At 71.8% G+C, this 12,716-nt stretch carries 14 protein-coding genes; 13 read left to right on the top strand and 1 reads right to left on the bottom strand.

The annotated features are described in order from the left end of the window. Window positions 1-214 precede the first annotated feature (214 nt). The 7 genes from pgsA (at window position 215) to AB0368_RS14575 (ending at window position 5,925) form a co-directional block, all read left to right on the top strand. Entirely contained in the window at window positions 215-868 is a 654-nt protein-coding gene (gene pgsA, locus AB0368_RS14605; RefSeq protein WP_366154346.1) for a phosphatidylinositol phosphate synthase, read from the top strand. Continuing rightward, the gene (locus tag AB0368_RS14600) at window positions 865-1,755 is read left to right on the top strand and encodes a phosphatidylinositol mannoside acyltransferase (protein ID WP_366154345.1); all 891 of its coding nucleotides are present in this window, start codon (window positions 865-867) and stop codon (window positions 1,753-1,755) included. Before pgsA ends, AB0368_RS14600 begins: the two co-directional genes overlap by 4 nt. A 10-nt stretch (window positions 1,756-1,765) precedes the next feature. Then, window positions 1,766-2,920 carry a glycosyltransferase family 4 protein gene (locus tag AB0368_RS14595; RefSeq protein WP_366154344.1) on the top strand — a complete coding sequence of 385 codons (1,155 nt, stop codon included), beginning with the start codon at window positions 1,766-1,768 and terminating at the stop codon, window positions 2,918-2,920. A 25-nt stretch (window positions 2,921-2,945) separates the two neighbouring features. Beyond that, window positions 2,946-3,476, top strand: a complete 531-nt coding sequence (locus AB0368_RS14590; RefSeq protein ID WP_366154343.1) for a hypothetical protein — start codon at window positions 2,946-2,948, stop codon at window positions 3,474-3,476. Window positions 3,477-3,580: 104 nt separating this feature from the next. Further along, entirely contained in the window at window positions 3,581-4,489 is a 909-nt protein-coding gene (gene pdxS, locus AB0368_RS14585) for a pyridoxal 5'-phosphate synthase lyase subunit PdxS (protein ID WP_366154342.1), read from the top strand. A 58-nt stretch (window positions 4,490-4,547) separates the two neighbouring features. Beyond that, window positions 4,548-5,153 (top strand): pyridoxal 5'-phosphate synthase glutaminase subunit PdxT, encoded by a 606-nt coding sequence (gene pdxT, locus AB0368_RS14580; protein WP_366154340.1) that lies wholly within the window; start codon window positions 4,548-4,550, stop codon window positions 5,151-5,153. Window positions 5,154-5,172: 19 nt separating this feature from the next. Continuing rightward, window positions 5,173-5,925 carry a YebC/PmpR family DNA-binding transcriptional regulator gene (locus AB0368_RS14575; protein WP_366154339.1) on the top strand — a complete coding sequence of 251 codons (753 nt, stop codon included), beginning with the start codon at window positions 5,173-5,175 and terminating at the stop codon, window positions 5,923-5,925. Window positions 5,926-5,964: 39 nt separating this feature from the next. On the opposite strand, the gene AB0368_RS14570 is transcribed toward AB0368_RS14575, so the two are convergent. Beyond that, window positions 5,965-6,495: a hypothetical protein gene (locus AB0368_RS14570; RefSeq protein WP_366154338.1), complete on the bottom strand. Its 531-nt coding sequence runs from the start codon at window positions 6,493-6,495 to the stop codon at window positions 5,965-5,967. Between the two features lie 121 nt (window positions 6,496-6,616). Between AB0368_RS14570 and ruvC the strand changes: the two genes are divergently transcribed. The 6 genes from ruvC (at window position 6,617) to secF (ending at window position 12,676) form a co-directional block, all read left to right on the top strand. Next, window positions 6,617-7,198, top strand: coding sequence for a crossover junction endodeoxyribonuclease RuvC (ruvC, locus tag AB0368_RS14565; protein ID WP_366154337.1), 582 nt, complete (start codon window positions 6,617-6,619; stop codon window positions 7,196-7,198). Continuing rightward, a complete protein-coding gene (gene ruvA, locus AB0368_RS14560) occupies window positions 7,198-7,800 on the top strand; it encodes a Holliday junction branch migration protein RuvA (RefSeq protein ID WP_366154336.1) in 603 nt (200 codons plus the stop codon). Before ruvC ends, ruvA begins: the two co-directional genes overlap by 1 nt. After that, on the top strand, window positions 7,797-8,855 hold the full coding sequence (ruvB, locus tag AB0368_RS14555; RefSeq protein WP_366154335.1) for a Holliday junction branch migration DNA helicase RuvB: 1,059 nt from the start codon (window positions 7,797-7,799) through the stop codon (window positions 8,853-8,855). Before ruvA ends, ruvB begins: the two co-directional genes overlap by 4 nt. A 172-nt stretch (window positions 8,856-9,027) precedes the next feature. Then, the gene (yajC, locus tag AB0368_RS14550) at window positions 9,028-9,372 is read left to right on the top strand and encodes a preprotein translocase subunit YajC (RefSeq protein ID WP_366154334.1); all 345 of its coding nucleotides are present in this window, start codon (window positions 9,028-9,030) and stop codon (window positions 9,370-9,372) included. A 213-nt stretch (window positions 9,373-9,585) separates the two neighbouring features. Then, window positions 9,586-11,493, top strand: a complete 1,908-nt coding sequence (gene secD, locus AB0368_RS14545) for a protein translocase subunit SecD (protein ID WP_366154333.1) — start codon at window positions 9,586-9,588, stop codon at window positions 11,491-11,493. A gap of 1 nt (window position 11,494) precedes the next feature. After that, complete coding sequence (gene secF / locus AB0368_RS14540; RefSeq protein ID WP_366154332.1) at window positions 11,495-12,676, top strand: protein translocase subunit SecF; 1,182 nt, start codon at window positions 11,495-11,497, stop codon at window positions 12,674-12,676. Window positions 12,677-12,716 lie beyond the last annotated feature (40 nt).

Here is a 12,716-nt window from a genome sequence, read left to right as displayed (position 1 = left end):
GCGGCCGCCTGCGATGGCGCGCCGTACCCCCGGCGGTGCCGATCATTATTTCCCGGCCGTCACGACGCTGTCCTTGGATCTGACACCCACCGCTATGGGCGGCGCAACCCCCTGTAGTCACGCGATGGCGGGATCGGGGGTCCCTGTGACGATTCGGCGTCGCGTGACCGGCGCCGTACCGCCCGTCGCCGGGCGCCGTTATGGTGGGACGGCCATGGCAAAGATCGTCAGCGTGCCCGCCCGTGCCGTCGTCGCGTACGGGGTCAATCCGCTCGCCCGCTTCCTCCTGCGCCGCGGGGTCTCGCCGAACGCGGTGACCGTCGCCGGCACCGTCGGCGTACTCGTCGGCTCCTGGTTCGGCGCCCAGGGGATGCTCTTCTGGGGCACGGTGATCGTCACCGCCTGCGCGCTGACGGACGCGCTCGACGGCACGATGGCGCGCATGCGCGGCCCGTCCGGGCAGTTCGGGGCGCTCCTGGACTCCTCCATGGACCGCATCGCCGACGGCGCCGTCTTCGCCGCCGTCGTCTACTACCTCGCGACCGAGGGCAACCCGTACGGCGGTGTCTGGGCGGCGCTGCTCTGCCTGATCGGCGGCCAGGTCGTCTCCTACGTCAAGGCGCGCGCGCAGAGCCTCGGCCTGAACGCCGACGTCGGCATCGCCGAGCGCCTCGAACGCCTGCTCATCCTCGGCGTGGGCGGCCTGCTCGGCGCCGCCGGGCTGGACTGGGGGCTGCCGGTGGTGCTCTGGTTCCTCGCCGTGCTGTCCGCGATCACCGCCTTCCAGCGGCTGATCCACGCCGCCCGATCGGACCGGCCCGATGCCACGCCGCCCCCGCCCGTCGCGCCGGCGGGGGAGGCCCTGTGAAGGACCGGCTCACCGAGCTCGGCTACGCCGCCGGATGGCGGGTCGTCCGGATGCTGCCGCTGCGGGCCGCCCGGGCGATCTTCGACACCGCCGCCGACCGGGCCGCGCGCGCCAACGGTCCCGGCACCCAGCGGCTGCGCCGCAACCTGCGCCAGGTGGTCGGTCCCGGCATGAGCGAGGGCGAGCTCGAGGAACTGGTACGGGCCGGCCTGCGCTCGTACGCCCGCTACTGGCTGGAGGCCTTCCGGCTGCCGTCGCAGTCCCGCGAGGAGTTCCTCGCCGGCTTCCACCTCGAACAGGCGGACGAGCTGCACGCGGTCCTGGCCGAGGGCCGGGGCGTGATCCTCGCCCTGCCTCACGTCGGCAACTGGGACGCGGCCGCGGCCTGGCTCGTCTCCAGCGGCCACAAGATGATCACCATTGCGGAGCGGCTCAAGCCCGAGGGGCTGTTCGAGCGCTTCGTCGCGTACCGGGAAAAGCTCGGCATGGAGGTCGTCCCCCTCACCGGCGGGCAGCGGCCGCCGCTCGACGTGCTCGCCGAGAAGGCGACCCAGGGCTATGCCGTCGCGCTGCTCGCCGACCGCGACCTGTCCGCGCGGGGCGTGGAGGTGGAGTTCTTCGGCGGGCGCACCCGGATGCCGCCCGGGCCGGCGCTGCTCGCCCTGCGTACGGGGGCACCGCTCTACGCCGCTGATCTGTGGTTCTCCGAGAGCCGGACCGAGGCGCGGATCCGCCGGATCGAACCCGCCACCGAGGGCGCCCTGGACATGCGGGTCAAACAGACCACGCAGCGAATCGCGGACGCGTTCCAGATCGGCATCGCGGAGCACCCGCAGGACTGGCACATGCTCCAGAAACTCTGGTTCAATTCGGGCGCACGGGTCTGAGGCGGGCAGCGTGCGGATCGGGATCGTCTCGCCCTACTCGTTCGACGTACCCGGCGGCGTGCAGAACCACATCGTGGACCTCGCGGAGGCGCTGATCAGCCTCGGGCACGAGGTGAGCGTGTTGGCGCCCGCCGACGAGGACGCCGAGCTCCCGCCGTACGTCGTGCCGGCCGGGCGGGCGTTGCCGCTTCCGTACAACGGCTCGGTCGCGCGGATCGCCTTCGGGCCGGTCTCCACCGCCCGCGTGCGCCGCTGGCTGGCCCGCGGCAAGTTCGACGTCCTGCACGTCCACGAGCCGATGACCCTGAGCCTCTCGCTGCTGGCGGTGCTCTCCGCGCGCGGGCCCGTCGTCGCCACCTTCCACACCGCCATGACGCGCTCACGGGCCCTCTCCGCCGCGCAGGGTCTGCTGCAGCTCGTGGTCGAGAAGATCACCGCGCGCATCGCGGTCAGCGAGCTGGCCCGCAAGGTGCAGGTGGAGCACCTCGGCGGTGGCGCGGTCGAGATCCCCAACGGCGTCGTCGTGGCGAAGTTCGCCACGGCCGAGCCGCTGCCGGGATGGCCCGGCGAGGGCGGCACGCTCGGCTTCCTGGGCCGCTTCACCGAGCCGCGCAAGGGCTTCGAGCTGTTGCGGGCCGCGTTCGTGACGCTGGCCCGCGAGCGCCCGGGCCTGCGCCTGCTGGTGGCCGGTCCGGGTGACCGCGATGATCTGTACGACGACATCCCCGCCGACCTGCGTCCCCGCGTCGAGTTCCTGGGCCTGGTGAGCGAGCAGGACAAGGCGCGGATGTTGCGCAGCGTGGACGTCTACGTGGCGCCGAACACGGGCGGTGAGTCGTTCGGCATGATCCTCACGGAGGCCATGGCGGCCGGCGCCGCGATCGCCGCCAGCGACCTCGACGCGTTCCGCCGGGTCCTTGACGGCGGCCGGGCCGGGGCGTTGTTCCCGACGGGCGACGCCGCGGCCCTCACGATCCTGCTCGGCGAACTCCTTGACGACACGTGTCGTCGCACAGAGCTGGCCACATGTGCACGCACAGTAGTCAAGGCGTTCGACTGGCCCAGCGTCGCCCAACGGGTGCTGGAGGTGTACGCCACGGCGATCGAGGCGACAGACGGGCGGGTTTTCGACGAAGAGTGGGCCGAACCACGGTCCGGGACGTGACTCTCCGACACGATCAGGCACTACGATGCCCCGCATGTGGTGGGTCCTGGCTGTACTCGCGGTCGTCGCTCTGCTGGCGGCGTACCTCGCCTGGACGGCGCACCGCGTCGAGCGCGTCCACGTGCGTGCCCAGTCGGCCGCCCGGGCCCTCGACGCGCACCTCCTGCGGCGCGCCGCCGCCGCGGCCGTGGTCGCCGAGCGGACCGACTTCGTGGAGCTGTACGCGGCCGCCCGGCTCGCCCTCGACGCCGCGGCGGAGGAGCGCGAGGCGGCGGAGAACGACCTGACCCGCCAGCTCAAGGCCGCGGCGCTGAGCGGCGCCGACCCTGCCACCGTCACCCTCGTGGCCACCAGCCGCCGGGTCGTGCTGGCCCGCCAGGTGCACACCGACCTGGTCCGCGACGCGCTCACCGCCCGGGGCCGCCCGCTGGTGCGGCTGCTGCGCATGGCCCGGCGCTACGAGCGGCCGCGGTACTTCGAGATGGTCGACCCGACCCTGCCGCTGCCGGTGCCGCGCCCCGCCGAGGCCGCCGACCTGCGCATCCCCACGGCCTGACCCGGGCCGAGCAGGCCACCGAGGGGGCGATTGGCCATCGGCCGGCCCCTGGTCCGGGCGTAAAATCGTTCACGAAACCCCACCTCGTGAGGAGCCCAGGAACCGTGTCCGAGACCGCGCCCGACAGCCAGCCCACCACCGGTACCGCCCGCGTCAAGCGCGGTATGGCCGAGATGCTCAAGGGCGGTGTGATCATGGACGTGGTCACGCCGGAACAGGCCAAGATCGCCGAAGACGCCGGCGCGGTCGCCGTCATGGCCCTCGAGCGGGTCCCCGCCGACATCCGCGCCCAGGGCGGCGTGTCCCGGATGAGCGACCCCGACATGATCGACGGCATCATCAACGCCGTCTCGATCCCGGTCATGGCCAAGGCCCGCATCGGCCACTTCGTCGAGGCCCAGGTGCTCCAGTCGCTCGGCGTCGACTACATCGACGAGTCCGAGGTGCTGACCCCGGCCGACTACGCCAACCACATCGACAAGTGGGCGTTCACCATCCCCTTCGTCTGCGGTGCGACCAACCTCGGCGAGGCCCTGCGCCGCATCACCGAGGGTGCGGCGATGATCCGCTCCAAGGGCGAGGCCGGCACGGGTGACGTCTCCAACGCCACCACCCACATGCGCACCATCCGCGGCGAGATCCGCCGGCTCACCTCGCTGCCGGAGGACGAGCTGTTCGTCGCCGCCAAGGAGCTGCAGGCGCCGTACGACCTGGTCAAGGAGGTCGCCGCCACCGGCAAGCTGCCCGTCGTCATGTTCACCGCGGGCGGCATCGCCACCCCGGCCGACGCGGCGATGATGATGCAGCTCGGCGCCGAGGGCGTGTTCGTCGGCTCCGGCATCTTCAAGTCGGGCAACCCGGCGCAGCGCGCGGCCGCCATCGTCAAGGCCACCACGTTCCACGACGACCCCGACGTGATCGCCAAGGTCTCCCGCGGCCTGGGCGAGGCCATGGTCGGCATCAACGTCGAGGAGATCCCGCAGCCGCACCGCCTCGCCGAGCGCGGTTGGTGAACCATTCTTGTGCCGCGCCGGTCCCCGTGACCGGCGCGGTGCCATGTGCGGAGGAAGCATGAACATCGGAGTCCTCGCCCTCCAAGGTGACGTCCGGGAGCACCTGAGCGCCCTCGCCGAGAGCGACGCGCTCGCGCGCCCGGTCCGCCGGACCGAGGAGCTCGACGCCGTCGACGCCCTCGTCATCCCCGGCGGCGAGTCCACGACCATGAGCAAGCTGGCGGTCACCTTCGGCCTGCTCGACCCGATCCGCAAGCGGATCGCCGACGGCATGCCCGTCTACGGCTCCTGCGCCGGCATGATCATGCTGGCCACGACCGTCCTGGACGGGCGGCCCGACCAGGAATCCTTCGCCGGCATCGACATGACCGTGCGGCGCAACGCCTTCGGCCGGCAGGCCGACTCGTTCGAGGCGGCGGTCCGCATCGACGACGTCGAGGGCGGCGATTTCCACGCCGTCTTCATCCGGGCACCGTGGGTCGAGGAGGTCGGCACCGACGTGCGGGTGCTGGGTCGCGTCGAGGACGGGCCCGCCGCCGGTAGGATTGTCGCCGTTCGGCAGGGGAACCTGCTCGCCACGGCTTTCCACCCCGAGCTCACCGGCGACCTCCGCGTCCACCGGTACTTCGTCGAGATGGTCCGCCACGCCGTAGACGCACGGTAGTACGACACGGAGGTTACGCATGTCCGGCCACTCCAAGTGGGCGACGACCAAGCACAAGAAGGCCGTCATCGACGCCAAGCGCGGCAAGATGTTCGCCAAGCTGATCAAGAACGTCGAGGTGGCGGCCCGCGTCGGCGGCGGTGACCCGGCCGGTAACCCCACGCTCTACGACGCCATCCAGAAGGCGAAGAAGAGCTCGGTTCCCAACGACAACATCAACAATGCCGTCAAGCGTGGCTCCGGCCTGGAGGCCGGCGGCGCCGACTGGCAGACGATCATGTACGAGGGCTACGGCCCCAACGGCGTCGCCCTGCTGATCGAGTGCCTCACCGACAACCGCAACCGCGCGGCCACCGAGGTGCGCACCGCGCTGACCCGCAACGGCGGCACGTTCGCCGACGCCGGCTCGGTGTCGTACCTCTTCAACCGCAAGGGCGTGGTGATCGTCCCCAAGGGCTCGCTCTCCGAGGACGACGTCATGCTCGCGGTCCTGGACGCGGGCGCCGAGGAGATCAACGACCTCGGCGACTCGTTCGAGGTGGTCAGCGAGCCCGGCGACCTGGTCGCGGTCCGCACCGCGCTGCAGGACGCCGGGATCGACTACGACTCGGCCGAGTCGTCGCTGGTGCCGACCATGACGGTGCCCGTCGACGAGGAGGCCGCGCGCAAGGTCTTCAAGCTGATCGACGTGCTCGAGGACTGCGACGACGTGCAGAACATCTTCGCCAACTTCGACGTCAGCGACGAGGTCATGGCGGCGCTGGACGCCTGAGAGTCACTTGTGGAGGGCCGCCGGGGGCGGCCCTTCTTTTCACCCGGAGCCGGACGCCTGCGACATGATTTGGATCAGGCTGCCGACGAGCAGGAGGCCGCCGCCGCAGATGCGCGCGTAGCGGTGCCAGATGTGCCTTCGATAGGCGTGCAACCAAGCGATCTCCGCCTCGGCCACGACGCCGGTCCCGTCGCGTACCGTCGTCGGCACCAGCGGCGCGAGCCGCTGCGCGACCGTCGCCGGTGCCGGCCGGGCATACGCCTTCGGCGGGGGCAGGAACGAGACCTCCACCGGGTGGATCTGCTCTTCGCGCCACTGCTGGGTTCGCTTCGCCAGGCGGTGGACCAGATAGTCGCCGCGCACGTCGCGGTGCCGCACCCGGCTCTCCCAGCGCAGGCGGCGCCAATGGCCGGCCACGTCGGTCAGCACGTCCATCGCCAGCGAGCTCGCGGACCGGTCCCCGCCGCAGAGCCGCATCGCCTCCTGGCGCAGCAGCTCCAGGCGGGCGGCGACGAACGCGATGAAGTCCGCCGGCGGCTCGTCGTCCATCGGTGGGAACAAGTACGCCACGATCCCATCGTCGAGTGACGCCGCTCACCGCACAAGGGTTCGATGTGCGTGTGTCGCTCGCGGCCGCCCCGGCCAGGCGTACTAGGGTGTCGAACACACGTCCGAGGAGAAGGGGGCGCTCGTGCGGGTGCTCGGCATCGACCCCGGCCTCACCCGGTGCGGCGTCGGGGTGGTCGAGGGTGAGCCCGGACGCCAGTGCAAGCTCGTGGGCTACTACGTCGTCTACACCGAGCCGGACGAGGACATCGCCCTGCGCCTGTTGCACCTCGACCGCTCGCTCGCCGACCTCGTGGCCGAACACCGGCCGGACAGCGTCGCGGTCGAGCGCGTCTTCAGCCAGCACAACACCCAGACCGTCACGGGTACGGCCCAAGCCAGCGGCGTCGGCATCCTCGCCGGTGCGCGGGCCGGGCTGCCCGTGCAGACGTACACGCCCAGCGAGGTCAAGGCGGCCGTGACCGGCTCCGGAACCGCCGGCAAGGCCCAGGTCACCAGCATGGTGACCCGCCTGCTCGGCCTCGACGGGCCGCCCCGCCCGGCCGACGCGGCCGACGCGCTCGCCATCGCCATCTGCCACATCTGGCGCGGCGGCACCCGCGCCCGGCTGCAGGCCGCCGCGGTCAAGGCCGCCTCGGTCAGAGCGGCCGCGGTGAAGGCCGCCGCGGTCAAGGCCAAGCCCGCCCGCAGGACAGGAGCCCGTTGATGATCGCCAGCGTGCGCGGAGTGGTCGCCGCCATCGCCCCGGACAGCGCCGTCATCGAGGTCGGCGGCGTCGGGCTCGCCGTGCAGTGCGCCCCCGGCACGCTCGCCGGGCTCAAAGCCGGCACTGAGGCGCGGCTCGCCACCAGCCTCGTCGTACGCGAGGACTCGCTGACCCTCTACGGCTTCGCCGACGACGACGAGAAGCACCTGTTCGAACTCCTCCAGACCGCCAGCGGCGTCGGCCCGCGCCTCGCCCAGGCCGTGCTCGCCGTGCACCAGCCCGAGGCCGTACGCCGCGCCATCTCGTCCGGCGACATCGCCACCCTGACCCGGGTCCCTGGCATCGGCAAGAAGGGCGCCGAACGCATGGTGCTGGAACTGCGCGACCGCATCGGCGCCGTCTCGACCGGCCCGGACGGCGTGGCGGGCGCGCTCAGCGGCGGCTGGCAGGACCAGGTGCGCCAGGGCGTCCTCGCGCTCGGCTGGTCCACCCAGCAGGCCGACCAGTCGGTCGCCGCGATCGCCGAGACCCTCGACGGCGAGACACCCCCGGTGCCCGTCCTGTTGCGGCAGGCCATCCGCCTGCTGGGCCGGACCCGATGACCGAGGACTTGGTCTCCCCGTACGCGGAGGACGCCGACCTGGACGCGGAGGCCAGCGTCCGCCCCCGCCGCCTCGCCGACTTCATCGCCCAGCACCGGGTGCGCGACCAGCTCGAACTCCTCCTCAAGGGAGCGATGGGCCGCGGGACCCCACCCGACCACATCCTCCTCTCAGGCCCGCCCGGCTTGGGTAAGACCACTTTGGCGAACATCGTGGCTGCGGAGCTCGGCACCGCAATCCGGACGACCAGCGGCCCGGTGATCGAGCGGTCCGGGGATCTCGCCGCGATCCTCACCGGCCTCGGCGAGGGCGACGTGCTCTTCATCGACGAGATCCACCGGATCGCCAAGCCGGCCGAGGAGCTGCTCTACAGCGCCATGGAGGACTTCCGGGTCGACGTCGTGGTGGGCAAGGGGCCGGGCGCCACCGCGATCCCGCTCGACGTCGAGCCGTTCACCCTGGTCGGCGCCACCACGCGGGCCGGGCTGCTGTCCGGGCCGATGCGTGACCGGTTCGGGTTCGTCGCGCACCTGGACTTCTACTCGCCCGCCGACCTCGACTCGTTGCTGCACCGGTCCGCGCGCATCCTCGGGGTGCCGATCACGCCTGAAGGTGCCGCGGAGATCGCCGGACGGTCGCGGGGGACTCCGCGTATCGCGAACCGGCTGCTGCGGCGGGTGCGGGACTACGCCGAGGTGCGCGGCGAGGGCGTCGTCGACGAGCAGACCGCCAAGGCCGCCCTCACCGTGTACGACGTTGACCAGCTGGGCCTGGACCGGCTCGACCGCGCCGTCCTGCGCGCGCTCGTCGACTCGTTCCGGGGTGGTCCGGTCGGCCTGTCCACGTTGGCCGTGGCGGTGGGGGAGCAGTCCGACACGGTCGAGGAGATGTGCGAGCCGTTCCTGGTCAGGGCGGGTCTGCTGGCGCGTACGCCGCGCGGCCGGGTGGCCACGGATGCGGGCTGGCGGCATCTCGGCAGGACGCCGCCGGAAGGCCGGGCCGGGATGCCGCAGCAGCCCGACCTGTTCGCACGGGATGAGGATTCCTCCCCGTAATGTGAACGTGACGTGTGGCTGCCCGCGACTTCCCAGTAAGAAGGATTAGACTCGCCGCCGTCCAGCGGGATGTATATATCGCCACACCGCGCGTCCTGAGCCGCGGCGGTGGCCCCACGGAAGGTTCTTCCACGTGTTGTACGCAGCTCCACAGGCGGGGGGCGGCAGTTTCATGCCGTTGCTCCTGATCGTCCTGCTTTTCGGCGTCATGTACTTCATGATGATCCGCCCGCAGCAGAAGCGGCGCCGCGAGGCGCAGGCCATGCAGTCGGCACTGGGTCCCGGCGACGAGATCGTGACCATCGGCGGCCTGCACGCCACGGTCGTGGCGGTCGGCGACGATGTCGTCACGGTGGAGCTCGCGCCCGGCGTCAACGCCCGCTTCGCGCGCCCCGCGATCGCCCGCGTGGTCAAGCAAGAGCCGCTGGACGTCGCCGAGGAGCCCGTCGTGGCGGAGCCGGTGGCCGACGATCCGGTGCAGAGCCCGGTCGTCGAGACCCGCAAGAACAAGGACTGACGTCGCGTCCGCGGCCCGCCGGTGGCGGGCCGCGGCATCGCGGAATGGCAACGGGCCGCGGGGCGGGGCACCCGGACGGCCCGTTGTTGTGAATAATCGTCGCCGGGCAAATCGGCCGGAAGCCCGCTTCCGGTCCGGCGCCGTTTGCCTCGCCCTTTCCCCACCTGCGGCCGCGCTCCCGCGGCAGCTCTCAGCACGAGGAGATCGACAGTCGTGGCACGACCACCACAGGGACAACCGCATCCCGGGCGGCAACTCGCCGTGCTCGGTCTCCTCTTCGCGATCCTCTACGCGCTGGTGTTCTGGGGGCCCGGGACCAAGGGGCTCGGATACCAGGACCGGCTCCACCCGAAGCTCGGCCTCGACCTGGTCGGCGGCACCCAGGCGACGTACGTCGCCTCGCTGGCCAACGGTCAGGCGCCGAACCGGGAGAGCATGGAGGAGTCTCGGAAGATCATCGACCAGCGGGTCAACGCGCTGGGCGTCGCCGAGGCCGAGGTCGTCATCGAGGGCAGCCGCAACATCGTGGTGTCCGTCGCCGGTGAGGCGAACGACCAGCTGAAGAACGTCGGCCAGGCCGCGCAGATGCGCTTCCGCAAGGTCCTCAAGGCGACCGGCGACACGGCGGCCGTGGCGGTCAACCCGCCGGCGGCCACGCCGAGCGCGGCCCCCAGCGGCAGTGCGGCACCGAAGCCGAGCGCCTCGGCCGGCGCCAAGGCGCCGGCCGTCACCGGCAGCGCCGCCCCGTCGGCCTCGTCCGGCGGCCAGGGCGGCGGCGAGCGGGCTCCCGCGCCGAGCGCCAGCGCCTCCGCCCCGGCCGCGGCACCGTCCACCGCCCCGGCGCCGGCGCCGTCCGCACCGGTCTCGGCGGACGTCAAGGAGCAGCGCGCCGCGATCGAGAAGAAGGTCGGGGCCGCGGCGTGGGCCGCCGCCGGGAAGCTCACCGGGCCGGTGGACCTGTCCACCGACATCAAGGCCGGGCTGCCGTACAAGGCGTTCAGCACGCTCAGCGGCGACGAGGTCAACGCGTTGACCCCGGAGATGCAGTTCAACGTCCCGACGATCAGCTGCGACCAGCTCGACAAGCGGCCGGCCGGCGCGATCGACGACGAGAAGTCCAAGGTCGTCGCCTGCCAGGGCGGCGCGAAGGTGTACCTCGACGTCGCCAAGGTCGTCGGCACGGACATCGACACCGCGTCGCCGCAGCTGGACCAGCAGCAGGGGCAGTGGGTCGTCTCCCTCGACTTCTCCAGCACCGGCCAGGGCAAGTGGACGGAGCTGACGCGCGAGGCGTTCCAGCCGGCCGCCAACGACACCTGTCTGACCGCGGCCCAGGCGCTGTCGACGGGTGCAACGCACTGCCTGGTGGCCGTGGTCCTCGACAAGGAGGTCATCTCGGCGCCGGAGATCCAGGGCGTGCTCAGCGGCCAGTCGCAGATCACCGGCCAGTTCACCGCCGTCTCGGCCCGGGAGCTCGCCGACCAGATCAAGTACGGCGCGCTGCCGGTCACCTTCGAGCCGAGCACCACCCAGACCGTCTCCGCGACGCTGGGCATCGCGCAGCTGCAGGCGGGCCTCATCGCCGCCGCTATCGGCATGGGCCTGGTGGCGATCTACGCGTTCTTCTACTACCGCCTGCTGGGCTCCGTGATCTTCCTGAGCCTGCTGCTGTCCGGCCTGCTGACGTTCGGCGCGCTGGTCGTGCTCGGCCGCACCACGGGCTTCACGCTGACGCTCGCGGGCATCGCCGGCTTCATCGTGTCCCTCGGTGTGGCAGCCGACTCGTTCGTCATCTACTTCGAACGTCTCAAGGACGAGATCCACGAGGGGCGCAGCGCGCGTAGCGCCGTACCGAGGGCGTGGGCCCGGGCGCGGCGTACCATCATCTCCGCCAACACCATCACCATCATGGCGGCCTTGGTGCTGTACATCGTGTCGATCGGCGCGGTGCGGGGCTTCGCGTTCGCGCTGGGCCTCTCCACGGTCCTGGACCTCCTCGTGGTGTTCCTGTTCCGCCACCCGATCATGACGATGTTCGCGAACACGAAGGCGTTCCTGTCGCCGCGGGTCAGCGGCCTCGGCCGCGCCCTGAAGCGGACCCCGACCGAGAAGGAGGCCTGACATGGCCAAGGGCCTTGCCGAACGCCTCTACATGGGCGAGGCGAACCTCAACATCGTCGGCCGCCGCAAGATGTGGTTCGCCATCGCCGGTGCGCTGGTGGTCCTGGCCATCGGCAGCTTCCTGATCCGTGGCTTCCATCTCGGCATCGAGTTCTCCGGCGGCACGCAGTTCGTGTTGCCGGCGAGCGTGGGCAGCGCCGAGCGCGCGCACGACGCCGTGGAGAAGGCGGTGACCACCGCGGGCGTCGCCGACAAGGCGAACGTCGGCGCGGCGCAGAAGGTCGGCTCCGGGGGCACCGAGACCTACAGCGTCCGGACCGCGGCGCTGAAGCAGGACGAGGCCAACGACGTGAAGGCCGCCCTCGTCAAGGACCTGGGCGTACCCGCCGGGAAGATCAGTGACGACCGGGTGTCCGCGGCCTGGGGCGGCCAGGTCACCCAGCAGGCGCTGCTCGGCCTCGGCATCTTCCTGGTGCTGGTGCTCGGCTATCTGGTGATCCGGTTCGAGTGGCGGATGGCGGTCGCGGCGGTGTCGTCGCTGCTGCTCGACCTCGTGCTGACGGCCGGCGTCTATTCGCTGGTCGGCTTCGAGGTGACCCCGTCCACGGTCATCGGCTTCCTCACCATCCTCGGTTTCTCGCTGTACGACGTCGTCGTGGTGTTCGACAAGGTGCAGGAGAACACCCGCGGCATCACGGCCGGCAGCACGAGGACGTACAGCGAGGCCACGAACCTCGCGGTCAACCAGACCCTGATGCGTTCGATCAACACCGGTCTCGTGGCGCTGCTGCCCGTCGGCGGCCTGCTGTTCATCGGCGCGGGTCTGCTCGGCGCCGGCACGCTCAAGGACCTCGGTCTGGTCCTCTTCGTCGGCATGGGCCTGGGCGTGCTGTCGTCCATCGTGTTCGCGTCGCCGATGCTGGCCGCGCTCAAGGACCAGGAGCCGCGGATCAAGGCGCACACCGCCCGGGTACTGGCGCGCCGGACGGGGCGCTCCGGCGACGTCGCCCGCGGCGAGCGGGCCCGGACGCCCGAGGCGACCGCCTCCGACGAGGTTCCGGCGCTGGCCGGCACCACGCCGGGCGCGTCTCCGCGCCCGGGTGCCCGCCCGGCGGGCAAGCGCGGCAGCAACCGTGGCGGTGGCGCCGGCAACCGCCCGAGCGGCGGCCAGAAGCGCCGCTGAGCATCGTGGGACGGCCCGCCACCTCGGTGGCGGGCCGTCG

Source organism: Actinoplanes sp. NPDC051475 (assembly GCF_040689425.1).
Classification (GTDB): Bacteria; Actinomycetota; Actinomycetes; order Mycobacteriales; family Micromonosporaceae; genus Actinoplanes.
The sequence above is the reverse complement of the archived record's forward strand: the minus strand, read 5'-3'. Positions and strand labels throughout refer to the sequence as shown.

Coding starts and splice junctions, on each gene's coding strand:
- yajC (WP_366154334.1), top strand. CDS start 9,028: ATGCCGTTGCTCCTGATCGTCCTGCTTTTCGGCGTCATGTACTTCATG.
- AB0368_RS14575 (WP_366154339.1), top strand. CDS start 5,173: ATGTCCGGCCACTCCAAGTGGGCGACGACCAAGCACAAGAAGGCCGTC.
- secF (WP_366154332.1), top strand. CDS start 11,495: ATGGCCAAGGGCCTTGCCGAACGCCTCTACATGGGCGAGGCGAACCTC.
- ruvB (WP_366154335.1), top strand. CDS start 7,797: ATGACCGAGGACTTGGTCTCCCCGTACGCGGAGGACGCCGACCTGGAC.
- pgsA (WP_366154346.1), top strand. CDS start 215: ATGGCAAAGATCGTCAGCGTGCCCGCCCGTGCCGTCGTCGCGTACGGG.
- AB0368_RS14590 (WP_366154343.1), top strand. CDS start 2,946: ATGCCCCGCATGTGGTGGGTCCTGGCTGTACTCGCGGTCGTCGCTCTG.
- pdxT (WP_366154340.1), top strand. CDS start 4,548: ATGAACATCGGAGTCCTCGCCCTCCAAGGTGACGTCCGGGAGCACCTG.
- ruvA (WP_366154336.1), top strand. CDS start 7,198: ATGATCGCCAGCGTGCGCGGAGTGGTCGCCGCCATCGCCCCGGACAGC.